The sequence below is a fragment of the Burkholderia sp. IDO3 genome (assembly GCF_003366075.1).
GTDB classification, from domain to species: domain Bacteria; phylum Pseudomonadota; class Gammaproteobacteria; order Burkholderiales; family Burkholderiaceae; genus Burkholderia; species Burkholderia anthina.
The window spans coordinates 3,073,529-3,099,070 of sequence record NZ_CP028962.1 but is presented as its reverse complement, the minus strand read 5'-3'; the positions used below and the strand labels follow the sequence as shown (position 1 = coordinate 3,099,070).

Genomic DNA, 25,542 nt, shown 5'->3' with positions numbered 1-25,542 from the left:
CGAGGCGGGCCCGCGCGACGCGCGGGCGTCATCGGTATCAAACGAATGTGAAGGAGCGGACATGAGCGTTTCCCAGGCAATGCGCCGACTCGTGGCGGCGACCGTCGTCGCCGGATCGTGCGCCGGCCCGGCGCAGGCCGCGGGCGATGCGCCGCAGGACCTGCCGAGCGTCGTGCCCGAATCGGCCGGCGTCGATTCGGCGCCGCTCGTGCGGCTGTCCGAATGGCTGCGTCACGACCGGATGGACGTGCGCAGCCTCGTCGTCGTGAAGGACGGCAAGATCGTGTTCGAGCGCTACGGCGACGGCCTTACGCGCGACAACAACTACGAGCTGTATTCGGTGACGAAGACGATCACCGCGCTGCTCGCCGGCATCCTCGACGGCGAGGGCAAGCTCGGCCCGTCGACGAAGGTCGCGCCGCTGATCGCGGCCGCGCGGCCCGATCTCGCGAGCGAACTCGCGGACAAGCAGGACATTGAGCTGCGGCACCTGATGTCGATGTCGAGCGGGTTGCGCTACACGACGCGCGAAGGCACCGATCCGCTGTACTACGACGCGCCCGACCGGTTGCGCGTCGCGGTGACGAGCCGTGCCGCGCAGCCGCCCGGCACGCATTTCGACTACATCGACGTGAATCCGGTGCTGGTCGGCACGGCCGTGTCGATTGCGGCGCAGGTGCCCGAGGACGCATTCGCGCGCCAGCGGCTGTTCGAGCCGCTCGGCTTCGCGCATTACCGCTGGAGCGGCGCCGACGGCACCGGCGCGGTGGCGGGCGGCTGGGGCCTGCGGCTGCGCGCCGTCGACATGGCGAAGATCGGCATGCTGCTGCTCGACAACGGTAGATGGAACGGTCGGCAGATCGTGCCGGCCGGCTGGATCCGGCAGATGACGACGCCGTCGCCGGCCGCGGACGATTACGGTTACTACTGCTGGATTCATCACGTCGTCGAGCACGGCACGCCGGAATTCGGTGCGATGGGCTTCAAGGGGCAATTCATCACGGTGCTGCCCGCGCAGCGCGCGGTCGTCGTGATGACGAGCCTGCTGCCGACCGACGGCGGGTTGCGCGACGCGACCTACCTGAACCTGTATCGGCGGATGGTCGGCGATTACATCCTGCCGGCGCTCACGCCCGCGCGGCCGCCGGTCGAAAGCGCGGCTGCCACGCAGGCGCTGCGCGACGAACTCGCGCGCAGCCGGCAGACGAAGGGCGTGCCCGGCACCGCCGCCGCGTTGAACGATGCGCCGGAGATTTGATGAGGATTACGAATAGGATGAAAGGCGGGATGAAAAGCGGGACGACAGGCCCGGCGGCGTGGCTCGATGCGCGGCGGCCGGGTGCGCCTTTCACGCGCCGGCTGCTTGCGCGGTTCGCGGCGTTGCTGATCGGCGGCGGTGCACTGGCGTCGGCGCCGGCGGTGTCTGCCGCGCAAGCGGCAGACGCGTTGCCGCCGCTGCATGAAACCGGCATCGCGGCCGCCGCGCCGGAGGACGTCGGCGTCGATTCGCGCAAGCTCGTCGACCTGTCGCGCTGGATCCGCGACCGGAAGCTCGACGTATACAGCCTGCTCGTCGTGAAGGACGGCAAGCTGATCTTCGAGCGCTACGGCGCGAAAGCGTCGCGCGATGCGACCTACGAGCTGTACTCGGTGACGAAGGCCGTGACGTCGCTCGTCGCCGGCATCCTCGTCAAGCGCGGCGCCGTGCATCTCGACGAGCCGGTGGCCGCGCGGCTCGCCGCGTGGCGTCCCGACCTGGCCGGCGCGCTCGCGGACAAGCGCGGCATTGAGCTGAAGCACGTGCTGTCGATGTCGAGCGGCCTGCATTACGACTTCAGCCCGAAGGACGATCCGATCTACTACACCGCGCCGGACCGGCTGAAGCTCGCCGCGTCGGCGGCGCCGAAGGTCGCGCCGGGCACCGCGTTCGAGTACACCGACGTCAACCCGATTCTCGCGTCGGCGATGTTGAGCGCGGCGGCCGGCGAACCTGTCGAGCGCTACGCGCAGACGCACCTGTTCGCCCCGCTGGACATGAAGCGCGCCGCGTGGGAGCGCGCGGACCGCACCGGCCTCGTGTCGGCCGGCTGGGGGTTGCGGTTGCGCGCGATCGACATGGCGAAGATCGGCATGCTCGTGCTCGACGGCGGGCGCTGGCAGGGGCGACAGGTCGTCCCGCAAGCGTGGATCGCGCAGATGACGACGCCGCGCGTGTCGCCGCATTTCGGCTACTACTGGTGGATCAACAACATCGTCGACAGCGAGCCGGAAGTCGACGCGATGGGCTTCAAGGGGCAGTTCATCACGGTGCTGCCGAAGCGCAATACGGTGATCGTGATGACGGGCGTGCTGCCGGTGGACGGCGGGCTGCGCGATGCGGAGAACGTGAAGCTGTTCCGCCGGATGGTGAACGGCTACATCCTGCCGGCGCTCGATGGCGGGGCGGCGTCGGGGCAGGGTGCCGGTGGCGGCGATACGCGTGCGGCGCTGCGCGAGGAGCTTGAAGTGAGTGCGCGCTCCGCAGGTGTGCCCGGTACGCAGGTCGATCCGACGGATCTGCCGAAGTAGCGGCGGCTATAGACGTGCGGTGCTGCGCGCGGAGCTTGACGTGAGCGAGCGCACCGCGGGCGCGCCCGTCGCATAAGACGATCCGACGAATCTGCCGAAGCAGCAGCGTGCATGCGTCCGGCTGACCGATGCAGGTGAGCCGGGCGCGCCGCTGGATCACGTCACACCCATTCGCCGAGGCATGCGTCGAACTGCGCGACGAGCGTGTCGACATCGTCGGCCGTCGTTTGCGGGCACACGAGCATCATGTTGTGGAACGGCGTGATCAGCACGCCGCGGTTCAGCAGGTACAGATGCACGATGTGCTCCAGCTCGCTGTCGAGCTGTGCGCCCGCGATCGTGCCGTTGCGTGGCGGCGTGGGCGTGAACTGGAATTCGGTGCGCGCGCCGATGCGCGTCACGCACCACGGCAGTCCGTGTTTCGCGATCGCCCGTTCGAGCCCGGCGGCGAGCCGCGCGGCCAGTTCGAACATGTGCGCATACGCGGCGTCGGTCGCGACTTCCGCGAGCGTCGCGCGCATCGCATGCATTGCCAGCATGTTCGCGGTGAGCGTCGTGCCGATTCCGGAGTGGCCGGGCGGCGCGTTCAGCTTCGCCGCCTTCGCGCGTTCCGCGAATTCGGCGCTGAAGCCGTATACCGCGCACGGCACGCCGCCCGCGATCGGCTTGCCGACCACCAGCACGTCGGGTTCGAGACCGTGCGCCACCGCATAGCCGCCCGGGCCGCTGCTGATCGTGTGCGTTTCGTCGATCACGAGGAGCGTGCCGTAGCGGCGCGTCAGTTCGCGCGCGGCTTCCCAGAAGCCCGGTTCGGGCAGCACCATGCCGATGTTCGTCATCGCCGGTTCCGCGAGCACGCACGCGACGTCGCCGTTCTTCAGCGCCGCTTCGAGCGCGTCGAGATCGTTGAACTCGACGACGCGCGTGTTCGCGAGCAGGTCGTACGATTGCCCGAGCAGGCTGTCGCGCTGCACCGGGCGGCCGTCGACGAGATCGACGAACACGTCGTCGACCGTGCCGTGATAGCAACCGTTGAACACGACGATCGTGTTGCGGCCGGTGGCCGCGCGCGCCCAGCGCAGCACGAAGCGGTTCGCGTCGCTCGCGCTCAGCGCGAACTGCCAGACCGGCAGCTTGAAGCGGCGCGCGAGTTCGCGCGACACCCACGCGGCGTCCTCGCTCGGCAGCATCGTCGTGTAGCCGCGCGTCGCCTGTTCGGCGAGCGCGCGCGCGACCGGCTCCGGCGCATGGCCGAACATCGCGCCGGTGTCGCCGAGGCAGAAGTCCGCGTAGCGATGGCCGTCGACGTCGGTGAACGTCGCGCCGCGCGCTTCCTTCACGACCAGCGAGAACGGCGTCGACCAGTCCTGCATCCAGTGCAACGGCACGCCGAAGAGCAGGTGCTCGGCCGCTTCCGCCGACAACGCGCGGGATGTCGGCATGGCTTCGGTGAATGCACGGCGCTCGCGATCGAACAGCGCGCGGGCGCGGATAAGGTCGACTCCGTGGCGGGTCTGCAATTGATGCTCCTCTGACGGGTGGGAATGGGCGAGTGAGGCCTCCGCGAGCTTGTCATATTCCATGCGCGCGGTCGATTCGGGCTCGACCGCGTATCCGTCGTACCTGGAGTTTGTGCGCATAAAGATACGACAACATATCTCATTGTCGAAAAAGCGAAACGTGAGTGTGCGCACACATCAACACAGATGAGCCGATAAAAACAGGGTAAACGACAAATACTGGTCGAACGCAGATCGCGTCTAGACTGTCCGTTGTAGTACGACGACGTATGAATAGCGATCCGCCGTCCGGCGCATCGATACCCCAACCATCGAAGGAGTGCTCATGGCCGCACCCAGCCGCCGTTCGTCTTCGTCTGTCCGATCGTTCTCGTCGAAGCGGGTTTCGCGCCGCGCCTTCATCGGCTGGACCGGTGCGCTCGCCGGCGGCGCCGTGCTCGGCGGACCGCTCGCCGCCGCCCGCGCGTTTGCGGCAGGCCGCCTGCCGAACGCGGCGGTCGACCTGATCTGGGGCGAGCACGGTGCGGCCGCGCGCATCGCGGCGTCGCTCGCGCACGTGTCGCGGCTCGCGTTCCGCGGGCGCGAGTTCGACGTCACGCACTATGGCGCGCGTGCATGCGCGACCGTCGCGCAGACGTCGCCGTACCCGGTGGCGAAATCGCCGGTCAGCCCCGGTTCCGAACTGACGACGGCGGCCGGCGCGTTCGATTCGCGTCCGGCGTTCCTCGCGGCGATCGACGCATGTCGCCGCGAAGGCGGCGGGCGCGTGGTCGTGCCGCCCGGCAACTGGTATTGCGCGGGGCCGATCGTGCTGCAGAGCAACGTGAATTTCCACCTGAGCGCGAACTGCACGATCTACTTCAGCCCGAACCCGGCCGACTACGCGAAGGACGGCCCGGTCGACTGCGGCGCGAACGGCCGCCTGTACTACAGCCGCTGGCAGGCGAACGACTGTCTGAATTACGGCGCGCCCGTCTATGCGCGCAACGCGACGAATATCGCGCTGACGGGCGAAGGGCCGACGTCGGTGCTCAACGGCCAGGCGATGACGCCGTTTTCCGGCAGCGGCAGCAACAGCGTGTGCTGGTGGACCTACAAGGGATCGTCTGGCGCATACGGCGCGAGCGCGACGGTGCCGGGCCAGGCGTATGCGAACCCGAACAACGTCGACCTGCGGATCGTCGCGCCGGCGATTCCCGACGCGCTCTACGCGCTGCTCACGTCCCCCGTCACGCCGTGGCAGCAGGACCAGAACTACCTGCCGGCGCTGTCCGAGGCCGGCGTGCCGGTCGAGAAGCGCGTCTTCGGCCTCGGCCACTACCTGCGGCCGTGCATGGTCGAATTCATTGGCTGCACCAACGTGCTGATGGAGGACTACCAGACGCAGAACACGCCGTTCTGGCAGCACCATCCGACCGCGAGCCGCAACGTCGTGATTCGCGGCGTGACGACCAACAGCATCGGCCCGAACAACGACGGCTTCGATCCCGACGCATGCACCGACGTGCTGTGCGAAGGCTGCACGTTCAACACCGGCGACGACTGCATCGCGATCAAGTCGGGCAAGGACCGCGACACGGAGTATGGCCCGGCGAAGCGGCACCTGATCCGCAACTGCACGATGAACAGCGGCCACGGCGGCATCACGCTCGGCAGCGAAATGGGCGGCGGCGTCGAGCAGATCTATGCGACCAACCTGTCGATGCTGAACGCGAACTGGCAGACCAACCCGCTGAATATCGCGATTCGCGTGAAGACCAACATGAACCGCGGCGGTTACGTGAAGGACTTCCACGTGAAGGGCGTCACGCTGCCGAACGGCGTGACGCAGAAGGGCGGCGGCTACGGCAGCGCGCTGCTCGCGGGCAGCCCGATCAACGCGAGCGTGCCGCTCGGCGTGGTGACGCCGGCGGCCGGCAACCCGTCGGCCGCGCAAGGCGGGATCGTCACGTTCGACTGCGATTACCAGCCCGCGAACGACGCGGTGCGCACGCGGCCGCCGGTCGTGCAGAACGTGACGATCTCGGACGTGACGGCGAGCAACGTGACGCTGAACGGCGTGACCGCATCGTGCTTCCAGGCGATCGTCGCGCAGGGGCCGGTTGCGTTCGACTACAACGGCACGCCGCCGACGCCCTCGGTGCAGCCGATCTCCGGCGTGACGATCAGCAATTGCGATTTCGGCACGCCGGTCGCGTCGGGCACGGCGACCGTCACGTCGCCGGGGCCGATCTATGCGTTCAACGTGAATGCGATGACGCTGGCGAACGTGACGATCGCCGGGCAGGCGGTCGACGCGACGATTACCGACAAGCGGTGACGTAACGAGGGGCAGCGTTCGCGTGCGGCCGGTCGGGGCACGCGAACGCGAAGCTGAATGCGAACGCGTTACGCGAGCGTCTTCACCATGTGGTGTTCGTCGTAGAAGCGGCCGTCGACGAACAGCGAGCGCGGTTCCGTGCCGAACCGGACGAACCCTTGCGACGCGTACAGCCGTTCCGCGGTGCCGTTGATCTCGTTCACGCACAGCATCAGTTGCGTGCACTGCCACGCTTGCGCCGCATGTGCGGTCGCGCGGTCGAGCAGCGATGGCGCGATCCCGCGCCCGCGATACGCGGGATCGACGAACACGCCCCAGATCGTCGCCTTGTGCGCGACTTTCGCCCGCGCATCGCGGCGCACGCCCGTGATGCCGACGAGCGATGCGTCGTCGAATGCGCCGAACACGGCGCGCTCATGGGTGGCGGTGATGCGCGCCGCGAATTCGTCGACCGACACGCCGGCTTCTTCCGCGCGGGTCGGCAGGAACGAGGTCGGCGACGTGTCGACCGCGCGAAGGCGGACGGACTGGAATTGCGCCGCATCGGCGGCGTCGAGCAGGCGGATCGTGATCATCGGTGAGCGTTGTCGTGATTCGGGCGGGGGCCGGAATCCGCGGTGCGGTGCGCGGCGGCGAACATCGATGCTAACCGGATTCGGCGTGTTCGCGATGCTCGGCGTCGATGCGGCCACGCGCGGGTCGCTGTCCGTCGGCACCGGGCTGCTGGTGCTGCTGGCGACGATCTACCGGCGATCGCGGCGTCCGCAGGCGGCCGCGCATGCGACGTGCGTTGCGCTGGGGGCCGAGCGGGCATGAGTGTCCGGCGCGTTTGCCGATGCGAACGCGCGGCGCGGCAGGTACGCCGCGCCGGCTCAGGGAAGGCAGGGAAACTGAAGCGCGCCCGCCGTCGAGCCGGGCCGGCACGAGGCGTCAAGCGCGCGAAATGCGTGAAACGTGCGCGAGAAGCGCGCGAGAAACATGCCGCGCGCCCGACCGGATCAGGCGCGCACGGCCCGCATCAATACCGCGCGAGCTGATTGCCGTTGATCTGCACGCGATCGCCCGGGCGCAGGTCGCCCGGCGACTGCACGTCGAACGAGCGCGTCGAGCCGTCGCTGAGCTGCACATCGATCCGGTAGCTGCTCGGCGGTTGCGCCGCGCCCATCTGCTGGCCGATCTGGTTGCCCGCGACTGCGCCGCCGAGCGCGCCGATCACGGTCGCCGCATCGCGGCCGTGGCCGCGGCCGAACTGGTTGCCCAGCACGCCGCCGACCAGTGCGCCGACGACGGTGCCCGCGACGCCCGACGGGCCGACCGAGCCGTTGACCGGCAGGATGTTCGAGACGGTGCCGTATTGCGTGCCGTAGCCGTTGCCGTACTGGCCGTCGTACGGCTGCTGGTTCGCGTAAGGCTGCGACCCGTATTGCGGCTGGTTGCCGTACTGGTCGTACGGCTGCGGCGCCTGGTCCGGATACGCCGGCTGCTGCGGCTGCACGTAGCCCGGTTGCGAGTACGCGGGCTGCGCGTAGCCGGGCGTCGCGTATTGCTGCTGCGGATAGCCCGGTTGCGCGCCGTAGTAACCCGGCGCGACGCAGGCGGTCAGCGGAAGCGCCGCCACGGCGACGAGCGAGGCGAACAGAACGGTCTTCGTGGAAGGCATGCGCATCATGATGTTTCCTGCATCGGCAACGTGTTCGCCGACGAATGCCGGGACGGGTGGCGAACTCGGCGTGAGTATAAGGAATGGGCGGATGCGCGTCCGTTGCGGCCGGGTAACAACGTGTAAAGTCTGTTGCCGCGCACATCGCCCGGCCGCGCGGGGGCTGAAGCGAGCAGCGGCAACGGCGCGACGCGCCCTCCGGGTGCCTGCATTTGGGTGACGCGGGATGCGCTTGCGGGGGCATTGGCCTTGTCGCCGCTTTTACCGAGACCATGGCGCCGCCGCGCCGCCGCGCCGCCGCGCCGCCGCGCCGCCCGCGCCGCCCGCGCCGCCCGCGATCCCGCCCCGTCATCGCGGCAGACTCGGCGGCCATGCGCGCCGCACATCGCGAAATCGAATGCGCGGCATCGCGACATTTAATTGGTCACTGGCCGCCCCGTCCGATATCGTGACCGGATTCCCTGCCAACAGTCGCGCCGTGTCGGCCGCGGTTCCTTCCCCTGTCCGCGTCGACGTCGCGCAGCGACTGCCCCACCACCATTCCGAGTCATGACCACCGATCGTTTCTTCACCAACGCCGTCGATGCCGGCGGCCAGCCCATCAATCTCGTCGTCCATGACGGCCGCTTCGTCCAGATCGGTGCCGATTGCACCGCCGCGCCCGGCGCGGAAACGATCGACCTCGGCGGGCGCGTCGTGCTGCCGGGCTTCGTCGACGGCCACATCCACCTCGACAAGAGTTTCGTCGGCGATCGGTGGGTGCCGCACGAACCGGTCGGCTCGCTGCGCGAGCGGCTCGCGGTCGAGAAGCGTCAGCTTGCGGCCGCGCCGGCGATCGTCGAGCGCGCCAATGCGCTGATCGCGCAGGCCGCCGCATTCGGCACGATCGCGATGCGCAGCCACGTCGACGTCGACGCGACGACGGGCCTGTCGAACCTGCAGGCCGTGATGGCCGCGCGCGAACAATGGCGCGGGATCGTCGACATCGAACTGGTCGCGTTTCCGCAGGCCGGCGTTGTGACGTGCCCGGGCACCGCCGGGATCCTCGACGCAGCCGTGCGCGAAGGCGCGGACGTGGTCGGCGGGATCGATCCGACGACGCTCGACGGCGACGCGGACGGCCAGCTCGACATCGTGTTCGGCATCGCCGAGAAGCGCGGCGCGAAGATCGACATCCACCTGCACGAACCCGGCGAAACCGGCATCGCGCAATTGCTGCGGATCGCGGCGCGCACGCGCGCGGCGGGCCTCGGCGGCCGCGTGAACGTGAGCCATGCATACGCCCTCGGCCAGGTGAGCCACGGCGACGTCGAGCGTGCGGCCGCCGCGCTCGCCGAGGCGGGCGTGTCGATCCTCACCAACGCGCCGGGCGACTGCGCATTTCCGCCGGTGCAGCAGCTGCGCGACGCGGGCGTGCACGTGTTCGCCGGCAACGACAACATCCGCGATGCGTGGTGGCCGTACGGCAACGGCGACATGCTGCAGCGCGCGATGATGGTCGGCTACCGCTCGGGCTTTTACACCGACGAAGCGCTCGGCATCGCGCTCGACATGGCGACGCACGCCGGCGCGCGTGCGATCGGCAAGGATAACTACGGGATTGCGATCGGCTGCGACGCGAGCTTCGTCGCGGTGAGCGCGCCGAATGCGGCGGCGGCCGTCGCCGGCGTGCCGGCCGAACGCTGGGTGTTCCGCCGCGGCGAAAGCGATACGGCCGCCCCGTTCGCGCCCGGGCTGCGCTTCACGCGATAACGACCTGACCGCCGTCGCGGTGCGCGCATCGTGACGGCCCTGCACTGACCGACCCTACCGGAACCGACATGACCAACCTGCTGATCCGCAACGTCCGTACGCACGCCGACGAAGCGCTCGACATCCTGATCGACGGCGATCGCATCGCGCGCGTGGGCCCGTCGCTCGACGCGCCCGCCGGCTGCGCGATCGAGGACGGCGCGCTCGCGCTCGCGCTGCCCGGCCTCGTCGAAGGCCACACGCACCTCGACAAGACGCACTGGGGAATGCCGTGGTATCGCAACGCGGTGGGGCCGCGCCTCGTCGACCGCATCGAGAACGAGCGCAACTACCGCGCGACGAGCGGCCACGACGCCGGCGCCGCATCGCTCGCGCTGTCGCGCGCGTTCCTCGCGGCCGGCACGACGCGCATCCGCACGCACGTCGACGTCGACACCGAAGCCGGGTTGCGGCATCTGCACGGCGTGCTCGCGACGCGCGAGACGCTGCGCGGCCAGGTCGACATCCAGATCGTCGCGTTTCCGCAGTCGGGCGTGCTCAAGCGCCCCGGCACGGCCGCGCTGCTGTCCGACGCGCTCGACGCGGGCGCCGACCTGCTCGGCGGGCTCGACCCGTGCGCGATCGAAGGCGATCCGGTCGAGGCGGTGGACGTGCTGTTCGGCATCGCCGAACGCCACGGCCGCGGGCTCGATCTCCACCTGCACGAGCGCGGCTCGATGGGCGCGTATTCGCTCGACCTGATCCTGCAGCGCACGGCCGCGCACGGGATGCAGGGCAAGGTCACGATCAGCCACGGCTTCTGCCTCGGCGATATCGCCGAGCGCGAGCGCGATGCGCTGCTCGCGCGGATGGCCGGGCTCGGCGTTGCGATCGTCACCACCGCGCCGGCCGCGGTGCCGGTGCCGCCCGTGGCCGCGTGCCGCGCGGCCGGCGTGACCGTCATCGGCGGCAACGACGGCGTGCGCGACACGTGGACGCCATACGGTTCGCCCGACATGCTCGAGCGCGCGATGCTGATCGGCATGCGCAACGATTTCCGCCGCGACGACGCGCTCGAGGTTGCGCTCGACTGCGTGACGCACGGCGCGGCGCGCGGTTGCGGTTTCGCCGACTACGGCCTGGAAGCCGGCAAGCGCGCGGATGTCGTGCTCGTCGATGCGCTGACGTTCGCCGAAGCCGTCGTCGCGCGGCCGACGCGGCGGCTCGTCGTGTCGTCGGGGAAGATCGTCGTGCGCAACGGCGCGCTGGTCTGAGTGTGGCGTCGCCCCGGTATGATCGGGCTTCTTTCAGCCTGATCCCCCCGGGAGACGACGATGCGACACAGATGGACGATGGGCGCGATGGCGGCACCGGCCGCGCGATGGATGGCCGCGGCGATGTTCGCGGCGACGGCCGTGCATGCGGCGGCGGCCGGCACCGGCGACGCGCAGCAGGAGGCGAATCGCCGCACGGTGCTCGCGTTCTATGAAAAAGGCCTGAACGAGAAGGATGCCGATGCCGCGCTCGCGTACGTCGGCGACCGCTACGTGCAGCACAACCCGAACGCGGCCGACGGCCGCGACGGCTTCCGCAAGTTCGTCGCGTTCCTGCGCGACACATATCCGCAGTCGCACAGCGAGATCGAGCGCTCGTTCGTCGACGGCGACTACGTGATCCTGCACGTGCACGCGGTGCGCGAACCCGGCACGCGCGGCAGCGCGATCATGGACATCTTCCGGCTCGAACACGGCAAGATCGTCGAGCACTGGGACGTGAACCAGCCGGTGCCGGAGCAGGCCGCGAACGGGAACACGATGTTCTGACGAAGGTCGTCGCCGGGTGCGGCGCTTTCGGCGGCATCGCCTTCATGCCGAATCCGGCCCGCATCGCCGCGTCTCGCGCTTACGCCGGCTCTTGCTCCAGCATTGCCGCGAGCGTTTTCGTCAGTTCGCTGACCATCGGATCGGCGGTCGGCCGATGCAGGATCGCGATGTCCATGTTCTCGATCGGCGCGAAGCCGTCCTTCTCGGTCAGCACCACGTGTTCGTCGGTCACCACGCGCGCGGGCAGCACGCTGATGCCGAGCCCGTCCGCGACGGCCGCCTGGATGCCGCTCAGGCTCGACGTCGTGAAGCTGATCCGCCAGCGGCGGCCACGCTCCTCGATCGCCTTGATCATGTCGTCGCGATAGAGCCCGCGCGGCGGAAACACGACGATCGGCACCGGATCGAGATTGATCGTCGGATGCTGCGCGCTGTCGATCCAGCGCAGTTTCTCCGGCCAGCGCACCACCGCCTCGCGGCTGTCGCGGCGTTGCTTGATCAGCACGAGATCGAGTTCGCCGCGATCGTACGCCGCGCTGATGTCGCGGCTCAGCCCGCACATCACTTCGAGCTTCACCTGCGGATGATCGCGCCTGAATGCGGCGAGCACGTGCGTCGTGCGGCCCGCCGCGAAATCGTCGGGCACGCCGAGCCGGATCGTCAGCGCGACGGTCGCGCCCGACAGCGCTTCCAGCATCTCGTCGTTCAGCGCGAGCATGCGCCGTGCGTAGCTGAGCACCGTCACGCCGGCATCGGTGGGCCGCACGTCGCGCGTGCCGCGATCGAGCAGACGATGACCGGCGATCTCCTCCAGCCGTCGAACCTTCTGGCTGACCGTCGACTGCGTCGAATGCAGGCGCGCGGATGCCGTCGTGAAGCTGCCGCAATCGGCGACCATCGCGAGCGCGCGCAGCAGGTCGAGGTCGAACAAAGGTCTATTCATTTCTGCACTTCTGTTGATTCGAACATTTCATTTTCAAATGCGTGCGATGACTTTTAACATGGCCGGACGTCGCCAGCAATTGCGGTTTCGCCGGACCCGGGCGCGGCGGCGCGTACGGACCTGCAAGGAGGAAACGGGATGTTTTTCAGACGGATCGCGATCGTCGGCTCGTTTGCGTTGACGACGCTCGCTTCGGCCGTGGCGGCCGCCGACGGCGGCGCGCTCGAAGGCCGGCTGCGCAGTGCCGCCGATCGTGGCGACGCGGGCGAGGTCCGCACGCTGCTCGAACGCGGCGCACGGATCGATTCGCGCGACGGGCAGGGCCGTACCGCGCTGCTGCTCGCGACGCACGGCAATCATGTGGAGGCGGCGCGCGTGCTGATCGACGCGGGCGCCGACGTCAACGCGAAGGATGCGATCCAGGACACTCCGTATCTGTATGCGGGCGCGCGCGGCCGTCTCGACATCCTGCGCATGACGCTCGCGCACGGCGCCGACCTGCGCAGCACGAACCGGTATCGCGGCACCGCGCTGATTCCGGCGGCCGAGCGCGGCCACGTGGAGACGGTGCGCACGCTGATCGACGCGGGCGTGAACGTCGATCACGTGAACCGGCTCGGCTGGACCGCGCTGCTCGAGGCGATCATGCTCGGCGACGGCAGCGAACGCTATGTGCGGATCGTGCAGCTGCTGGTCGATGCGAAGGCGAACGTGAACCTGGCGGATTCGAACGGCGAGACGCCGCTGCGGCATGCGCGCAGCCGCGGGTATGCGCAGATCGAGCGGATTCTGGCGGCGGCGGGCGGGCGGTAGGGTTAGCGGCGGCGTGACTTGTGCGCGGGGCTGGCGCCGGGAAGCTGCCGGAGGAACTCGCCGGCCAGATTCGCGCAGTAGTCGAACGACGGCGCATAGCCGAGTGTCAGGATATCGTCGAAGCGCGACTTTACGAATGCACGGTGCTCGCTGAGCAGCCTCAGAAAGGTATCGCGATGGCGAACGAGAAATGCGCTTGCCTCCATCAGGCTATCCGGTTCCCGCTCGATTACCAGGCAGAGATCGAACAGGTCCCGCGCGGTGGGGCGATCGCCGCGATGCCACATTTTCTTGGCCACGATTTCCGCTGACGTCTCGACCTTGACGACGTGATCCATCAGCGTCCATTCGTCGTATCCGGGGGACATCAGGTTGCGGGACACCACGAAATCGATTTCGCCGTCGGGCAACACCAGCTTCACGAAACCGGCGTGTTCCTCGTACTGGGTCGTAATGTCGGATGCGGCGTCGCTGATGCGCGGATTCACGTATCCGAGATACTGCGGGTCGGGGACGAAGATGTCGATGTCCTTGCTGACGCGATGTCCGTGACGCAGCATGAGGACGGTGCCGCCGCCGAATGTCCAGAACGGACGTGCCGTGCTTTCATATTTCGTCGATGAGCGTCAGCGCATGACGGAAAAGGCCCTGCCACGGGCCCTCAGGCAAGTCGGCTGATGCAATCACGCCCATACCTCCCGGTACAGATGAAGATTCCTCGACCACGCAGCAAGGTTTTTCCAGATGACTCGAAGCGGCGTGCCGGAGCGTTCGGCGGCCTCCTCGACGGCCTTCACCACGACGGGAAGCGGCACCTCATCGAGAATGACGGAGATCTGCGATTCGTATCCCGCCGGAATCTGTCCCGTGCTTAACGCGTCGGCCAGCAGGTGCTCGGTCAATTCGCCTTTGTAGCTCACGTTCGAGCTCACGACGGCCTTGTAAAGGCCGCTTTGAGGCGGTCGCGGCTGCGCCAGGAGTTCGATGCCGAGCACATTGAGCAACGGGATCAGCTTGTTGATTCCAAGATCCTTCACCTTGCCGGTTTCAAGTTGATTCACCGTGAGGCGAGACAATCCGGCCAGTCGTGCAAGCTGAGCCTGTGTGAGGTCGAGCTCGGCCCTCCGTTTTGCCACGGCCTGACCGATTTCATAGAGTTGCATGCTCACCTCCCGACGCAGGTTTATCTCACGCGAATGTAAGGTATATCTTACATCTCAACCATGTGTGTCGCCACCCACGGTCGCTGATGCGGTATAGGATGCGTGGCCGTACAGGCCGATCGGCATCGGGAGGGTAGCGATCGGTCTAGCTGTATAGACATTCCGGCCAGGCGGATATCGGTAGAAGCTCGTTTTGTGGCGGACGAGCATCACGCCGGGTAAACGCGGAAAATAGAGTGAAATTCCCGCAAAAATAACCATTTATTGATTATCTGCGCCACTATTGGCCGCAATTTCGTTCTCGATTCCACGATTTCGGACCCCCTCCATTTCCCCTGCTTGCGCTCAAAAATTGAGCGGTCTAGACTGCATCGCAGTTTCATCGAAGTCCCCGTCTTTTCGCGACCCGCGCCGGGCATGCCGGCACGACGCTCCCCAACGGACGCCCGGCGCTCGCCCGCCACGTCGAGACCACAAGGACACACCATGAACCGCACTGCAAAGCTCGTCGTATCCGCGCTGGCGTTCGCGCCGCTCGTCTCGTTCGCGCAGGACACGGCGACGATCCGCTGGGGCATCGATCCCACCTATCCGCCGTTCGAGGCGAAGCAGCCCGACGGCTCGCTCGCCGGCTTCGACATCGACCTGCGCAACGCGCTTTGCGAGCAGATGCATGCGAAATGCGTGTGGGTCGAGCAGGGTTTCGACGGGATGATTCCCGCGCTGCGCGCGCGCAAGTTCGACGTGATCATGTCCGCGATGACCGCCACCGACGAGCGGCTCAAGCAGATCGACTTCTCGAACAAGCTGTATGCATCGCCGGGCGCGCTCGTCGCACCCGTCGGCTCGAAGCTGCTGCCGACCGCCGCGTCGCTCGCCGGCAAGCGTGTCGGCATCGACCAGGGCACCACGCAGGAAGCGTATGCGAAGGCCGAATGGGCGCCCAAGGGCGTGACGATCGTGTCGTACCAGAACCAGGACCAGGTGTATCAGGATCTGGTGAACGGCCGGCTCGACGCGACCTTCCAGGACAAGACGCAGGCCGGCTACGCATTCCTGAAGACGCCGCGCGGCAAGGGCTACGCGTTCGCGGGCCCCGACGTGACCGACGTGCGCATCACCGGCTACGGCGTCGCGATGGGCGTGCGCAAGGGCGACGCCGACATGAAGAAGCGGCTGAACGACGCGATCGTCGCGATCCGCGCGAACGGCACGTACCAGAAGATCGCCGCGAAATATTTCGACTTCGACATCTACGGCGCGAAGCAGCAACTGACCTCCGCACCGTGACCCCGTGACCCCGTGATTCATTCAATCGACAGGCAACCCATGACGAGTATCCAGGACCGCGTCGCGAAAGCCGTGACGCCCGAACTGATCGCCGCCTTCCGCAACGAAGGCGCGGTGTGCATCAAGGGCATCTTCTCGCCCGACGAAGTGGCCGCGCTGCGTGCCGGCATCGACACGAACCTCGCGCAGCCGAGCGAACGCGCGAAGGTCGCGAGCCGGCCCGACGATCCGGGCTGGTTCTTCGAGGACTTCTGCAACTGGCAGCACAACGACGCGTACCGCGACTTCATCGTGAATTCGCCCGCGCCGTCGGTGGCCGCCGCGCTGATGGGCACGCAGACCGTGCGGCTGCATCACGACCACCTGCTCGTGAAGGAGCCGGGCACGCGGCAGCGCACGCCGTGGCATCAGGATCAGCCGTACTACAACATCGAAGGCGACGACAACGTGAGCATGTGGATTCCGGTCGACCCGGTGCCGCTGGAATCGACGCTGGAATTCGTCGCCGGCTCGCACCAGGGGCCGTGGCTGATGCCGCGCACGTTCATGGACAAGGAGGCGAAGTGGTTTCCGGAAGGCAGTCTTGCGGACCTGCCGGACATCGAGGCCGATCGTGCCGCGTTCCCGATCCGCCACTGGGCGCTCGAACCGGGCGACATGGTGTGCTTCCGGATGTTGACGCTGCATGCGTCGGGCGGCACGCAGAATCGCCGGCGCGCGTTCTCGATCCGCTTCGTCGGCGACGATATCCGTCACGCGCCGCGCCGCTGGAAGACCTCGCCCGAATTCCCCGGGCTCGCGGAGCAGTTGCCGGACGGCGCACCGCTCGAGCATCCGCTGTTTCCGGTCGTGTGGTCGCGCGGCGCGGGGCAGGCCGGCGCGATCTGAGCGGCGGATATCGGCGGATATCGGCGACATCACGCATGCCGCATGCGCGCGGCGGCCGTTTCGGGATGAAGCGGCCGCCGCGCGTCGTCGTTTTCAGGCGCGGATCAAGGCGCGGGTGACGGCGGTTCAGGTCTGGTGACGTCCGGCGCCCGGCTTGAAGCGCGAGCCGAGCCGGTAACGGTTGCCCGGATGCAGGAAATGCACGAACGTGACCGGCAGCCCGTTCGTCCAGGTGCGGCGCGTGAGCGTGAGGCACGGCTCGTCGGCGCGCATGTCGAGCAGCCGCGCCTGCTCGCCGGTCGGCAGCGCCGCGTCGACGACGTGCTCGATCTCCAGTTCGTAGTGCGACACGTTGTTGAACAGGTATTCGGACGGCGGCTCGGTCTGGAAATCCTGGTCGATGAATGCCGGCGCGGCGGCCGGATTCACGTAGCGGTCCTCAAGCTGGATCGGCCGGCCGTTTTCCTCGTGCACGCACACCACGTGAAAGACCGGCGTATTGACCGTCAGCCCGAACGCGGCCGCGACGTCGAACGACGCGGGCTCGCGCGACTGGCTCAGCACGCGGCAGCGGTATTCGTGCCCGCGTGCGCGGATCTCGTCGCGGATGTGCGCGATCATCAGCAGGTTCGACTGCGGCTTCACTTCGGCGACGAAGGTGCCGACGCCGGCGATGCGCTTGAGCACGCCTTCCTCGGTCAGCTCGCGCAGCGCACGGTTGACCGTCATGCGCGCGACGCCGAATTGCGCGGCGAGATCGAGTTCGGACGGAATGCGGTCCCCCGGGCGCCAGTCGCCCGCATCGACGTTCCGGCGAACGAGCGTCTTGATTTGCTGGAACGGTGCGGTGGTCTTCGTGACCATCGGGGAATCCTTGGGGAGAGGCAACCGCGAAATTCTATCCCGGATCAGGCCGTCGGCAGTTCCCGCACGTCGGCCGTCGGCACCGCGCCGAACGCGTCGCTCAGCGCATAGCCGATCAACTGCCGCGCGGCCGCTTCGGGCGTCGACAGCGCGCCGCTCGCCTTCAGTGCGTCGAATTTCTCGCGCAGCGGGAAACGGTCGGTCGGGGTCGAACGGATCGTCGCCTGCATGCCCGTGTCGACGACGCCCGGTGCGACGCTGCAGATCCGCAGCGCGCGGTTCGCGTCGAGCGCGACCGCGCGCGCATGGTGGTCGAGCGCGGCCTTGGTCGCGCAGTAGATGCTCCAGCCCGCATACGCGTTGCGCGCGGCGCCGCTCGAGACGTGGAGGATCCGGCATTCGGTCGGCGCGGACGCAGCCTGCTCGAGCGCGGCCGACAGCATCAGCGGGGCCGCGACGTTCAGGCCGACCGCGCGCGCGACGAGCGCCGGATCCTGCGCATCGAGCGGCCCGATCGGATCGACGATGCCGGCGTTGTTGAACAGCAGCACGATCGACGCGCCGTCGACGAAGCGGCGCAGCGTGTCGCCGGCCAGCCACGCCGCGACGGCCGACGTGTCCGACAGGTCGAGTGCGATTTCGGCGAGACGGCCGCCGGCCTGCGCGGCGAGCGACGGATGACGGCTGCGCGACACGCCGAGCACGGCGATGCCTTCCTGCAGCAACTGTTCGGCGAGCGACGCGCCGAGGCCGCGCGTGTGTCCGGTGACGATGGCGCGCACGTTCGGCGCGAAAGAGGAGGCGGTCATGGCGGTGAGCGAGTGAACGGATCGGATGAACGGTGTCGACGGGCGGCGCGCATGCGCGCCGATGACGGCGTGCGGGACGGGCGATGCGCGGTATCGGTACGGTGCGCGAAGCGTTCGCGCGCGGCGCTGCGTGTCGGGGTGAACGCGTATCGTAGCGCCGGCCTGCGCGACGCGCAAACGGGCGGGCGAAGCCGCGCGCGGGCCGGTTGCCGCCCGGCGCGCGGAGCGTCATTGCGCGGCGCGGCACGCCGCCATTGCCGCGCGGCGGCGCGTGGCCGAGCCGCTGGACGAAAGCCGGCTGCGGCAAGTGCGCGCGCTCGCGGCAAGCGGCGCCGGGCGCCACGTCGCGAGCTATCATATGGCTCGCCCGCGCGCGACGCCGCACGGGCCGCGACCGTTTCCCTTCATCTGCTGCACGCTGCGACGCCACCCATGAACACCACGCCGGACATGCCCACGCCACGCGCCCTGCGCGAACTCACGCCCCTCGAGGCCCGCATTCTCGGGGTGCTCGTCGAGAAGCAGCACACGGTGCCGGACACCTACCCGCTGTCGCTGAATGCGCTGACCGCGGGCTGCAACCAGAAAACCGCGCGCTCGCCGGTGATGAGCGTCAGCGAGGACGAAGTCACGACCGCGCTCGACGGGCTCAAGCACCTGAGCCTCGTGATGGAGGGCAGCAGCAGCCGCGTGCCGCGTTTCGAACACAACGCGAACCGCGTGCTCGGCATCCCGAGCCAGGCGATCGCGCTGCTGACGATCCTGCTGCTGCGCGGCCCGCAGACGGCCGCCGAACTGCGCCTGAACAGCGCGCGCCTGCACGGCTTCGCGGACATCTCGTCGGTCGAGGCGTTCCTCGACGAACTCGCCGAGCGTGCGCAGCCGCTCGTCGTCCGGCTGCCGCGTGCACCGGGCGCGCGCGAGAACCGCTGGATGCACCTGATGTGCGGCGAAGTGAACCTGGCCGATTTCGCCGGCGCGGAGGCGGGCGGCGGCGCGGATTCCGTTCCGCCGTCCGAATTCGAGGCGCTGAAGGCCGAGCAAAAACGCCTTTCCGATGAAGTCGCGCGACTGAACGCGCTCGTTCAGCGGATGGCGGCCGAACTCGGCATCGACGTCGACCCGCCGGCCGACGCCGGCTGACCGACCGCCGGAGCCGACACCGCACCGGCGCGCATGCGGGCGCGCCGGGCGACGAACCCGCACCGCGACGCGGCCAGAACCTGCGTTACCAGCGGCACCCCGCCTTTGCGGACGCATCGACGTCCTGCGCCCATTCGAAAGCGGTCTTCTTGCCGGTGCGCGCATTCGTATACGTCATCGAATAGACGATCGCACCCTGGCTCATCATCTCGTATTCGCCGTTGATCTTGCCGTCGACCATTTCCCACCAGGTGGTCGTGAACTGGTACGGACGGCCTTCCGCGAGTTCTTCCTGATCCTGGTGCTCGAACAGCAGCGGGATGGCCGTTTTCGATTGCGCATACCGGACGACGCCGCCTTGCCACTTGGCCACGTCGTCGTAATACGTGCGCAACTCGAAGCGCACGGGTTTGTCGCCCGTCGTCCTGAAGCACAGCACTTCCGTGGTGACTTCGGCCGATGCGGGCAATGCGATGCACAGCAGCAACGCGGCGAGCGTCTTTTTCGAGTTCATGTGTGTGTGTGTGTGATGAAGAAGGGGTTCAGCCGACGGCGATCCGCGTGGCGCCTGCGTCGACGAGCCGGAACAGCAGATCCTCGACGGCGGCGCCCGGCGCCGAACCGAGATCCGTGTTGACGCGCCAGCCCTGTTCCGTGCGCGCCGGTTCCGACAGATAGTGAACGATGCCGTGCAGGCCGTCTTCGGCCGGCGCGCCGTCGTCGTCGGCGTCGAACCAGGCGAAGAACCACGTTTTGAACGCGTCGGTTGCCGCGGCTTCGTCGAGGCCGTCTGCGTCGATCGTCGCCCAGTCCCACAGGAACGGACGAATCGACACGGTCGCCGTTTCGAGTTCGAACGCGAACGGCTCGAAATCCAGTTGCCCGGTCGAGTCGACCATCGCGGGCTGGCCGGCCGATTCGCCTTCGGTATGGACGATGTCGGCGCGGCACGGCAGCGCGAGCGGGCCTTCGGTGGCCAGCGTGCCGTCGGCTTTCCGGTAGGCCGGTTCCACGACGACCGCCGGCTGCGTCGCCGCGTGCGCGAGCAGGTCGGCGTAGGGCTGGCGGATGGCGCTGAGCAGTTCGGATACGGTCATCGTGGCGTAGCGTGTCGGGTTGCGGGGCTGCCGTCACCGGCTTGCGGCGCGGCGTGCGGCCGCTGTCGAGCGGCGGCGCGCTGCGGCAGCGGACAGCCACGATCGTACGGTACTTCCGTGACGCGCGGCCACTCGGCCGAACGGCCGGCATGGACGGAACGGGCCGCGCACCGCTGCGTCGACGTCGATCGCATTCCCCCCGTCGCGCACCGCTGCCGCCCTGCGCGAGTGCCATAATCGAGCCTCCCCATCATCACAGACGTCTCGGAGAATCGCCATGCAGAACCTCGACAATCCTTCCCACGATCGCGAGGTAGGCAGCGCCGACGCGACGCAGGACACCACGCGCATCGACGACGTCCGCATCGGCGCGGTGCGTCCGCTGATCTCGCCGGCGCTGCTGCAGGACGAGCTGCCGGTGCCGGCCGGCACGCAGACGCTCGTCGAGGACACGCGCCGCGCGATCGGCGACATCCTGCACGGCCGCGACGATCGTCTGCTGCTCGTCGTCGGCCCGTGCTCGATTCACGACCACGGCCAGGCGCTCGAATACGCGCGCCGGCTGAAGACCGCCGCCGATGCGCTGAAGGACGACCTGCTGATCACGATGCGCGTGTACTTCGAGAAGCCGCGCACGACGGTCGGCTGGAAGGGCTACATCAACGATCCGCGTCTGGACGGCAGCTTCCGGATCAACGAAGGGCTGCGCGCCGCGCGGCAACTGCTGCTCGACATCAACGCGCTCGGCCTGCCGGCATCGACCGAATTTCTCGACCTGCTGAGCCCGCAGTACATCGCGGACCTGATCGCGTGGGGCGCGATCGGCGCGCGCACGACCGAGAGCCAGAGCCATCGCCAGCTCGCGTCGGGGCTGAGCTGCCCGATCGGCTTCAAGAACGGCACCGACGGCGGCGTGCAGGTCGCATCGGACGCGATCGTCGCCGCGCGCGCGAGCCACGCGTTCATGGGGATGACGAAGATGGGAATGGCCGCGATCTTCGAGACGCGCGGCAACGACGACGCGCACGTGATCCTGCGCGGCGGCAAGAACGGGCCGAACTACGATGCCGGGCATGTCGAGGCGAGCTGCGCGGTGCTGCGCAAGAGCGGGTTGCGCGAACAGGTGATGGTCGACTGCTCGCATGCGAACTCGAACAAGTCGCACGAACGGCAGATCGAGGTTGCGCAGGATCTCGCGCGGCAATTGTCGCAGGGCGAGCACCGGATCATCGGCGTGATGGTCGAAAGTCATCTCGAAGCGGGGCGCCAGGATCTGAAGCCGGGCGTGCCGTTGCAGTACGGCGTGTCGATCACCGATGCGTGCCTGAGCTGGACGCAGACGGAGCCGGTGCTCGACGTGCTGGCCGAGGCGGTGCGGCATCGGCGCGTGTATTCGCGCAACGCGTGACGCAGCGGTGGCGGGGCGGCGCCCCGCCGCGCGCATGATTCGATACGGCGGCGAAGCGCGGGCGCGCGTCTGCGATGTTGTCCTGATCGACGTGCGCGCCGCCGTTTTTTCGCGCCGCCCGCTACCTACCCGCTACCCGCCCGCCACCTGTTCACGCCGTCGTTGATCTTCGTCTGCCTCGACCCGCCTGCGACGTTGCATCTTGAGCGCAGGATCGTGCGAATGCCGCTACCATGAGGCCGTGTTGCATGCGGGCCGGCCATGCCGGTCCGCCGCGCGTACACACAGTGGCGGTGCGGCCGGCCGCCACGTCACCGACGAAGCGCGGGGCGCGCACCGATCAGCCGTTGCGCCCGCGTCGCTTCGCTCCCGGAATCAACAACAATCGAACCGGAGTGCCATGCACATGAAGTTCTACAAGACCCTCATCGCAGCAACCGTCCTCGCATCGAGCGTCAGCGCGCACGCGCAGATCGCCGGCGCGCAGCCGCTCAGCGTCACCGTCGAACAGTCGCAAGCGCTGCTCGAAGGCTGGAGCGTGAAGAAGAGCGTGCTCGGCAAGGCCGTGTACAACGACGCGAACCAGAAGGTCGGGACGGTGCGCGACCTGATCGTCGCACCGGACGGCTCGGTGTCCGCGGCGATCGTGTCGGCCGGCGGCTTCCTCGGCGTGGCGGCGCACGACGTCGCGGTGCCGATCGCGTCGCTCGACGTGCGCAAGGGCAACATCTACCTGCCGGGCGCGACGAAGGATGCACTGAAGGCGACGCCGGCGTTCCAGTACGCGAAGGTGCCGTCGCCGCCGAAGCCGAAGAAGATCGACGACAAGCACTGATGCACATGTCCGTTGCGGCGCCCGGGGCGCAATGCGCCGGGCGCCGCGTCCGCGGTCAGCCCGTCGGCGCCGCGTCCGGCGGCGCGAGCGCCACGATGTGGCGAATCCCCTCGTTGGCCATCTTCGTATAAGGGCTGAAGCGTTCGGTATTGCGCACGAGCTCCTCCGCCACCGCGCGCTCGATGCCCGGCAGGCGTACGCGGATGTCGGCGCTCAGCATGAACAGCCCGTCGACCGGATCGCGGCAGAAGTCGATCGATGCGGACACCGATGCGCCGGCGATCGACACACCGGCCCGCGCGGCCAGCAGGCTCAGCGCGCCATGAAAACACGCCGCATAGCTCGCAGCGAACAGCTGCTCCGGGTTCGGCCCGTCGCCGGGCCCGCCGAGCGCGGACGGCAGGCGCAGCTCCATGGCGAGACGCCCGTCGTCGGAACGGGCGACGCCCGACGCGCGGCCGTGCGCCGCCGCGCCGCCGGTGACGGTTACCGTCGTCGAGTAGAGTGCCTGCGGTTCACGTCCGCGATACCTGTCGAGCAGCGAGAGCGGCGGTGGACGCAACGGCGTCATGACGTGCGCGATCCTGCGGCGGCGTTCAACGTGCGGCCTGGCTCTGGCGGAGCCACGCGTCGAAGGTCGTTGCACCGAGGCGCGCGCCGGGTGCGGGGACGAGCGTGTCGTCCTGCAGCACGGCACCGAAATAGTCGGCGCCTGCGTCCCTGACCACCGTGCGCGGGTCGTGCGTGACCGACAGGAAATGGCCGACCAGATCGGCAATCCGCACGCGATCCGGGCCGCCGATTTCAGCGATGCCGTTGCGCGGTGCGTCGAGTGCGAAATCGGTGACGGCAGCCGCGACGTCGTCCGATGCGATCGGCTGGAAGTGCGCGGTGCTCAACCGGGTCGTGTCGCCCTGCGCGCCCGCTTGCGCGATCGCCCCGACGAATTCGAAGAACTGCGTCGAGCGCACGATCGTGTACGGCACGCCGGCTTCGCGAATCAGGTTCTCCTGGATGATCTTGCCGCGGAAATACGCGCTCTGCTGCAGGCGATCGGTACCGACCACCGACAGCGCGACGTGATGGCGCACACCAGCCGCACGCTCGGCGGCGAACAGGTTGCGCCCCGACGTTTCGAAGAACGCTTTCACGGTTGCTTCGTCGAACGACGGCGCGTTCGCGAGATCGACGACGACGTCCGCACCTGCCAGCGCGTCGTCCAGACCCGCGCCCGTGATCGTATCGACGCCCGTCGACGGCGCGGCGGCGATAGCCGCATGACCGCCCGCAACGAGATTCCTGACGACTTTGCTGCCGATCAGGCCGGTACCGCCAATCACCACGATCTTCACGATTGCTCTCCTTGAAAGGGCGCGCGACATGCGCGCCGCTTGATCCTGCCGAATCCGGCGTGCATCGCATTCGCGCGATCGCGCCGCCGTGTTGCCGAATCGCACGCGACCCGGTTCGCGTGTCGTTCGACCCGCTTGCATCGTATGCACGCGCGGTGCGATCCGGTAGCGTGTGCCGGGGGCTCACGGTGTTGCGTCGAATGCATCAATCGACAGTCTCCAGCGGCGCCAGCGTCGTCATCGTGGTCAGGCACTGGAGGTCCCGCGCTCGCGTCCGTTCGATCATGTAGTCGATGAACACGCGGATGCGCGTGGGCAGATGTTTGCGGCTGAGATAACAGACGTAATGGCCGCCGTCGTCGGGCGCATGCTGGCCGAGACAGCTCACCAGTTGCCCGTCGGCGAGCAGGTCGCACACCTGGTACGCCGGCAGTTGCGCGATGCCGAGCCCGTCGAGCGCCGCACGGACGACGAGCTCCAGGTCGTTGAACGTGTGATGTGCGGCGATCTGGCGCTGCTGCGCGAGCCCGTCGATCTTGAATTCCCACTCCGTCACGCGGCCCGACGCGGCGCGCAGATTGATGCAGCGATGCCGCGCCAGCTCGTCGACGTGACGCGGCAGCCCGTGACGATGCGCATACGATGGCGACGCGCAGACGATCATCTGCATCGGAATCAACTGGCGCGCGACGATCGCGCTGTCCTCCATGCGCCCGTCGCGAAACGCGACGTCGATGCGGTCGGCGGAGAAATCGGCCGGGCGGTCGTTCAGCAGCAGTTCGAGCGTGATGTCCGGATACTGCGCATGGAAGTCGCGCAGCAGCGGCGCGATGATCTTGCGTCCGAAGCCGGGTGTCGAGCCGATGCGCAGGTGTCCGCTGGGCGGTCCGCTGCGCAGTTCGCGCATGTCGTCGAGCGCCTGCGCGAGATGCTCGATGCCCGGCCGGCAGTTCTCGTAGAAGAGTTCGCCTTCGCGCGTCAGCGACATGCTGCGCGTCGTACGCTGGAACAGGCGCGCGTCGAGCCTGTCCTCGAGCTTCTGCACGTGACGGCTGACCGACGAGCGGCCGACGCCGAGACGGTCGGCCGCTCGCGCGAAGCTGCCCTCGGTGACGACGGCGAGGAAGGTGACGACGCCTGCGTAGCAGGTCGAGAAGCTGCGCGCATAAGGGTCGTCGGCGTCGGGGCTGCGGATGGAAGTATCTGGCATGGAAGCGCGAGAATCGTGTTGTCCATATGCGACTAGACGTTTCAGCGCCGCCACCTGTGACACCGTCCGCCGCATTTTTCAAAAAAAGCCGCGGCGGTCGGCGGG

26 protein-coding genes are annotated in these 25,542 nt (G+C 68.2%); 13 read left to right on the top strand and 13 right to left on the bottom strand.

What is annotated here, in order from left to right:
* Window positions 1-61: 61 nt before the first annotated feature.
* Together DCN14_RS14255 and DCN14_RS14250 are read left to right on the top strand one after the other, a co-directional pair.
* Complete coding sequence (locus DCN14_RS14255; RefSeq protein WP_096508737.1) at window positions 62-1,258, top strand: serine hydrolase; 1,197 nt, start codon at window positions 62-64, stop codon at window positions 1,256-1,258.
* 29 nt (window positions 1,259-1,287) lie between these two features.
* Window positions 1,288-2,568 (top strand): serine hydrolase, encoded by a 1,281-nt coding sequence (locus DCN14_RS14250; protein ID WP_096508745.1) that lies wholly within the window; start codon window positions 1,288-1,290, stop codon window positions 2,566-2,568.
* Between the two features lie 161 nt (window positions 2,569-2,729).
* On the opposite strand, the gene DCN14_RS14245 is transcribed toward DCN14_RS14250, so the two are convergent.
* Window positions 2,730-4,088 carry an aspartate aminotransferase family protein gene (locus tag DCN14_RS14245; protein WP_096508738.1) on the bottom strand — a complete coding sequence of 453 codons (1,359 nt, stop codon included), beginning with the start codon at window positions 4,086-4,088 and terminating at the stop codon, window positions 2,730-2,732.
* A gap of 325 nt (window positions 4,089-4,413) precedes the next feature.
* On the opposite strand from DCN14_RS14245, the gene DCN14_RS14240 reads away from it, so the two are divergent.
* Complete coding sequence (locus DCN14_RS14240; protein WP_096508739.1) at window positions 4,414-6,408, top strand: glycoside hydrolase family 28 protein; 1,995 nt, start codon at window positions 4,414-4,416, stop codon at window positions 6,406-6,408.
* A gap of 68 nt (window positions 6,409-6,476) precedes the next feature.
* Here the strand turns inward: DCN14_RS14240 and DCN14_RS14235 are convergent, their stop codons facing one another.
* Complete coding sequence (locus DCN14_RS14235; RefSeq protein WP_096508740.1) at window positions 6,477-6,983, bottom strand: GNAT family N-acetyltransferase; 507 nt, start codon at window positions 6,981-6,983, stop codon at window positions 6,477-6,479.
* Window positions 6,984-7,050: 67 nt separating this feature from the next.
* On the opposite strand from DCN14_RS14235, the gene DCN14_RS37970 reads away from it, so the two are divergent.
* A complete protein-coding gene (locus DCN14_RS37970; protein WP_162826202.1) occupies window positions 7,051-7,224 on the top strand; it encodes a hypothetical protein in 174 nt (57 codons plus the stop codon).
* A 202-nt stretch (window positions 7,225-7,426) separates the two neighbouring features.
* Here DCN14_RS37970 and DCN14_RS14230 read toward each other — a convergent pair whose 3' ends face one another.
* Entirely contained in the window at window positions 7,427-8,077 is a 651-nt protein-coding gene (locus DCN14_RS14230; protein WP_096508741.1) for a glycine zipper 2TM domain-containing protein, read from the bottom strand.
* 540 nt (window positions 8,078-8,617) lie between these two features.
* Between DCN14_RS14230 and DCN14_RS14220 the strand changes: the two genes are divergently transcribed.
* From DCN14_RS14220 to DCN14_RS14210, 3 genes are all read left to right on the top strand, one after another.
* Entirely contained in the window at window positions 8,618-9,820 is a 1,203-nt protein-coding gene (locus tag DCN14_RS14220) for an amidohydrolase family protein (RefSeq protein ID WP_096507871.1), read from the top strand.
* 68 nt (window positions 9,821-9,888) lie between these two features.
* Window positions 9,889-11,073, top strand: a complete 1,185-nt coding sequence (locus DCN14_RS14215) for an amidohydrolase family protein (protein WP_096507870.1) — start codon at window positions 9,889-9,891, stop codon at window positions 11,071-11,073.
* A 111-nt stretch (window positions 11,074-11,184) separates the two neighbouring features.
* Window positions 11,185-11,622, top strand: a complete 438-nt coding sequence (locus tag DCN14_RS14210) for a nuclear transport factor 2 family protein (protein ID WP_096507882.1) — start codon at window positions 11,185-11,187, stop codon at window positions 11,620-11,622.
* A 79-nt stretch (window positions 11,623-11,701) separates the two neighbouring features.
* Here DCN14_RS14210 and DCN14_RS14205 read toward each other — a convergent pair whose 3' ends face one another.
* On the bottom strand, window positions 11,702-12,565 hold the full coding sequence (locus DCN14_RS14205) for a LysR family transcriptional regulator (RefSeq protein WP_096507869.1): 864 nt from the start codon (window positions 12,563-12,565) through the stop codon (window positions 11,702-11,704).
* Between the two features lie 138 nt (window positions 12,566-12,703).
* Here DCN14_RS14205 and DCN14_RS14200 point away from each other — a divergent pair, with 138 nt between their 5' ends.
* Window positions 12,704-13,378 carry an ankyrin repeat domain-containing protein gene (locus DCN14_RS14200; protein ID WP_096507868.1) on the top strand — a complete coding sequence of 225 codons (675 nt, stop codon included), beginning with the start codon at window positions 12,704-12,706 and terminating at the stop codon, window positions 13,376-13,378.
* Window positions 13,379-13,380: 2 nt separating this feature from the next.
* Here DCN14_RS14200 and DCN14_RS14195 read toward each other — a convergent pair whose 3' ends face one another.
* Window positions 13,381-13,938, bottom strand: coding sequence for a nucleotidyl transferase AbiEii/AbiGii toxin family protein (locus DCN14_RS14195; protein WP_239007633.1), 558 nt, complete (start codon window positions 13,936-13,938; stop codon window positions 13,381-13,383).
* Between the two features lie 123 nt (window positions 13,939-14,061).
* A complete protein-coding gene (locus DCN14_RS14190; protein WP_096507867.1) occupies window positions 14,062-14,541 on the bottom strand; it encodes a helix-turn-helix domain-containing protein in 480 nt (159 codons plus the stop codon).
* A gap of 486 nt (window positions 14,542-15,027) precedes the next feature.
* Between DCN14_RS14190 and DCN14_RS14185 the strand changes: the two genes are divergently transcribed.
* Window positions 15,028-15,831 (top strand): ABC transporter substrate-binding protein, encoded by an 804-nt coding sequence (locus DCN14_RS14185; RefSeq protein WP_096507866.1) that lies wholly within the window; start codon window positions 15,028-15,030, stop codon window positions 15,829-15,831.
* 39 nt (window positions 15,832-15,870) lie between these two features.
* The gene (locus tag DCN14_RS14180) at window positions 15,871-16,719 is read left to right on the top strand and encodes a phytanoyl-CoA dioxygenase family protein (RefSeq protein ID WP_096507865.1); all 849 of its coding nucleotides are present in this window, start codon (window positions 15,871-15,873) and stop codon (window positions 16,717-16,719) included.
* Between the two features lie 126 nt (window positions 16,720-16,845).
* Here DCN14_RS14180 and hutC read toward each other — a convergent pair whose 3' ends face one another.
* The gene (gene hutC / locus DCN14_RS14175) at window positions 16,846-17,583 is read right to left on the bottom strand and encodes a histidine utilization repressor (RefSeq protein WP_096507864.1); all 738 of its coding nucleotides are present in this window, start codon (window positions 17,581-17,583) and stop codon (window positions 16,846-16,848) included.
* Between the two features lie 44 nt (window positions 17,584-17,627).
* On the bottom strand, window positions 17,628-18,392 hold the full coding sequence (locus DCN14_RS14170; RefSeq protein ID WP_096507881.1) for an SDR family oxidoreductase: 765 nt from the start codon (window positions 18,390-18,392) through the stop codon (window positions 17,628-17,630).
* A 432-nt stretch (window positions 18,393-18,824) separates the two neighbouring features.
* Between DCN14_RS14170 and DCN14_RS14165 the strand changes: the two genes are divergently transcribed.
* Window positions 18,825-19,535 (top strand): YceH family protein, encoded by a 711-nt coding sequence (locus DCN14_RS14165; RefSeq protein ID WP_096507863.1) that lies wholly within the window; start codon window positions 18,825-18,827, stop codon window positions 19,533-19,535.
* Between the two features lie 85 nt (window positions 19,536-19,620).
* Here DCN14_RS14165 and DCN14_RS14160 read toward each other — a convergent pair whose 3' ends face one another.
* Together DCN14_RS14160 and DCN14_RS14155 are read right to left on the bottom strand one after the other, a co-directional pair.
* Window positions 19,621-20,049: a hypothetical protein gene (locus DCN14_RS14160; protein WP_096507862.1), complete on the bottom strand. Its 429-nt coding sequence runs from the start codon at window positions 20,047-20,049 to the stop codon at window positions 19,621-19,623.
* A 28-nt stretch (window positions 20,050-20,077) separates the two neighbouring features.
* Entirely contained in the window at window positions 20,078-20,632 is a 555-nt protein-coding gene (locus DCN14_RS14155; protein ID WP_096507861.1) for a hypothetical protein, read from the bottom strand.
* Window positions 20,633-20,909: 277 nt separating this feature from the next.
* On the opposite strand from DCN14_RS14155, the gene DCN14_RS14150 reads away from it, so the two are divergent.
* Together DCN14_RS14150 and DCN14_RS14145 are read left to right on the top strand one after the other, a co-directional pair.
* Window positions 20,910-22,040, top strand: a complete 1,131-nt coding sequence (locus tag DCN14_RS14150; RefSeq protein WP_096507860.1) for a 3-deoxy-7-phosphoheptulonate synthase — start codon at window positions 20,910-20,912, stop codon at window positions 22,038-22,040.
* Window positions 22,041-22,446: 406 nt separating this feature from the next.
* Window positions 22,447-22,875, top strand: a complete 429-nt coding sequence (locus DCN14_RS14145; protein WP_096507880.1) for a PRC-barrel domain-containing protein — start codon at window positions 22,447-22,449, stop codon at window positions 22,873-22,875.
* 55 nt (window positions 22,876-22,930) lie between these two features.
* Here the strand turns inward: DCN14_RS14145 and DCN14_RS14140 are convergent, their stop codons facing one another.
* The 3 genes from DCN14_RS14140 to DCN14_RS14130 all read right to left on the bottom strand — a co-directional run bounded on the left by DCN14_RS14140 (window position 22,931) and on the right by DCN14_RS14130 (window position 25,437).
* A complete protein-coding gene (locus DCN14_RS14140) occupies window positions 22,931-23,446 on the bottom strand; it encodes an Ohr family peroxiredoxin (RefSeq protein ID WP_096507859.1) in 516 nt (171 codons plus the stop codon).
* A gap of 25 nt (window positions 23,447-23,471) precedes the next feature.
* On the bottom strand, window positions 23,472-24,227 hold the full coding sequence (locus DCN14_RS14135; protein ID WP_096507858.1) for an SDR family oxidoreductase: 756 nt from the start codon (window positions 24,225-24,227) through the stop codon (window positions 23,472-23,474).
* A 205-nt stretch (window positions 24,228-24,432) separates the two neighbouring features.
* The gene (locus DCN14_RS14130) at window positions 24,433-25,437 is read right to left on the bottom strand and encodes a LysR family transcriptional regulator (protein ID WP_096507857.1); all 1,005 of its coding nucleotides are present in this window, start codon (window positions 25,435-25,437) and stop codon (window positions 24,433-24,435) included.
* Window positions 25,438-25,542: the final 105 nt, after the last annotated feature.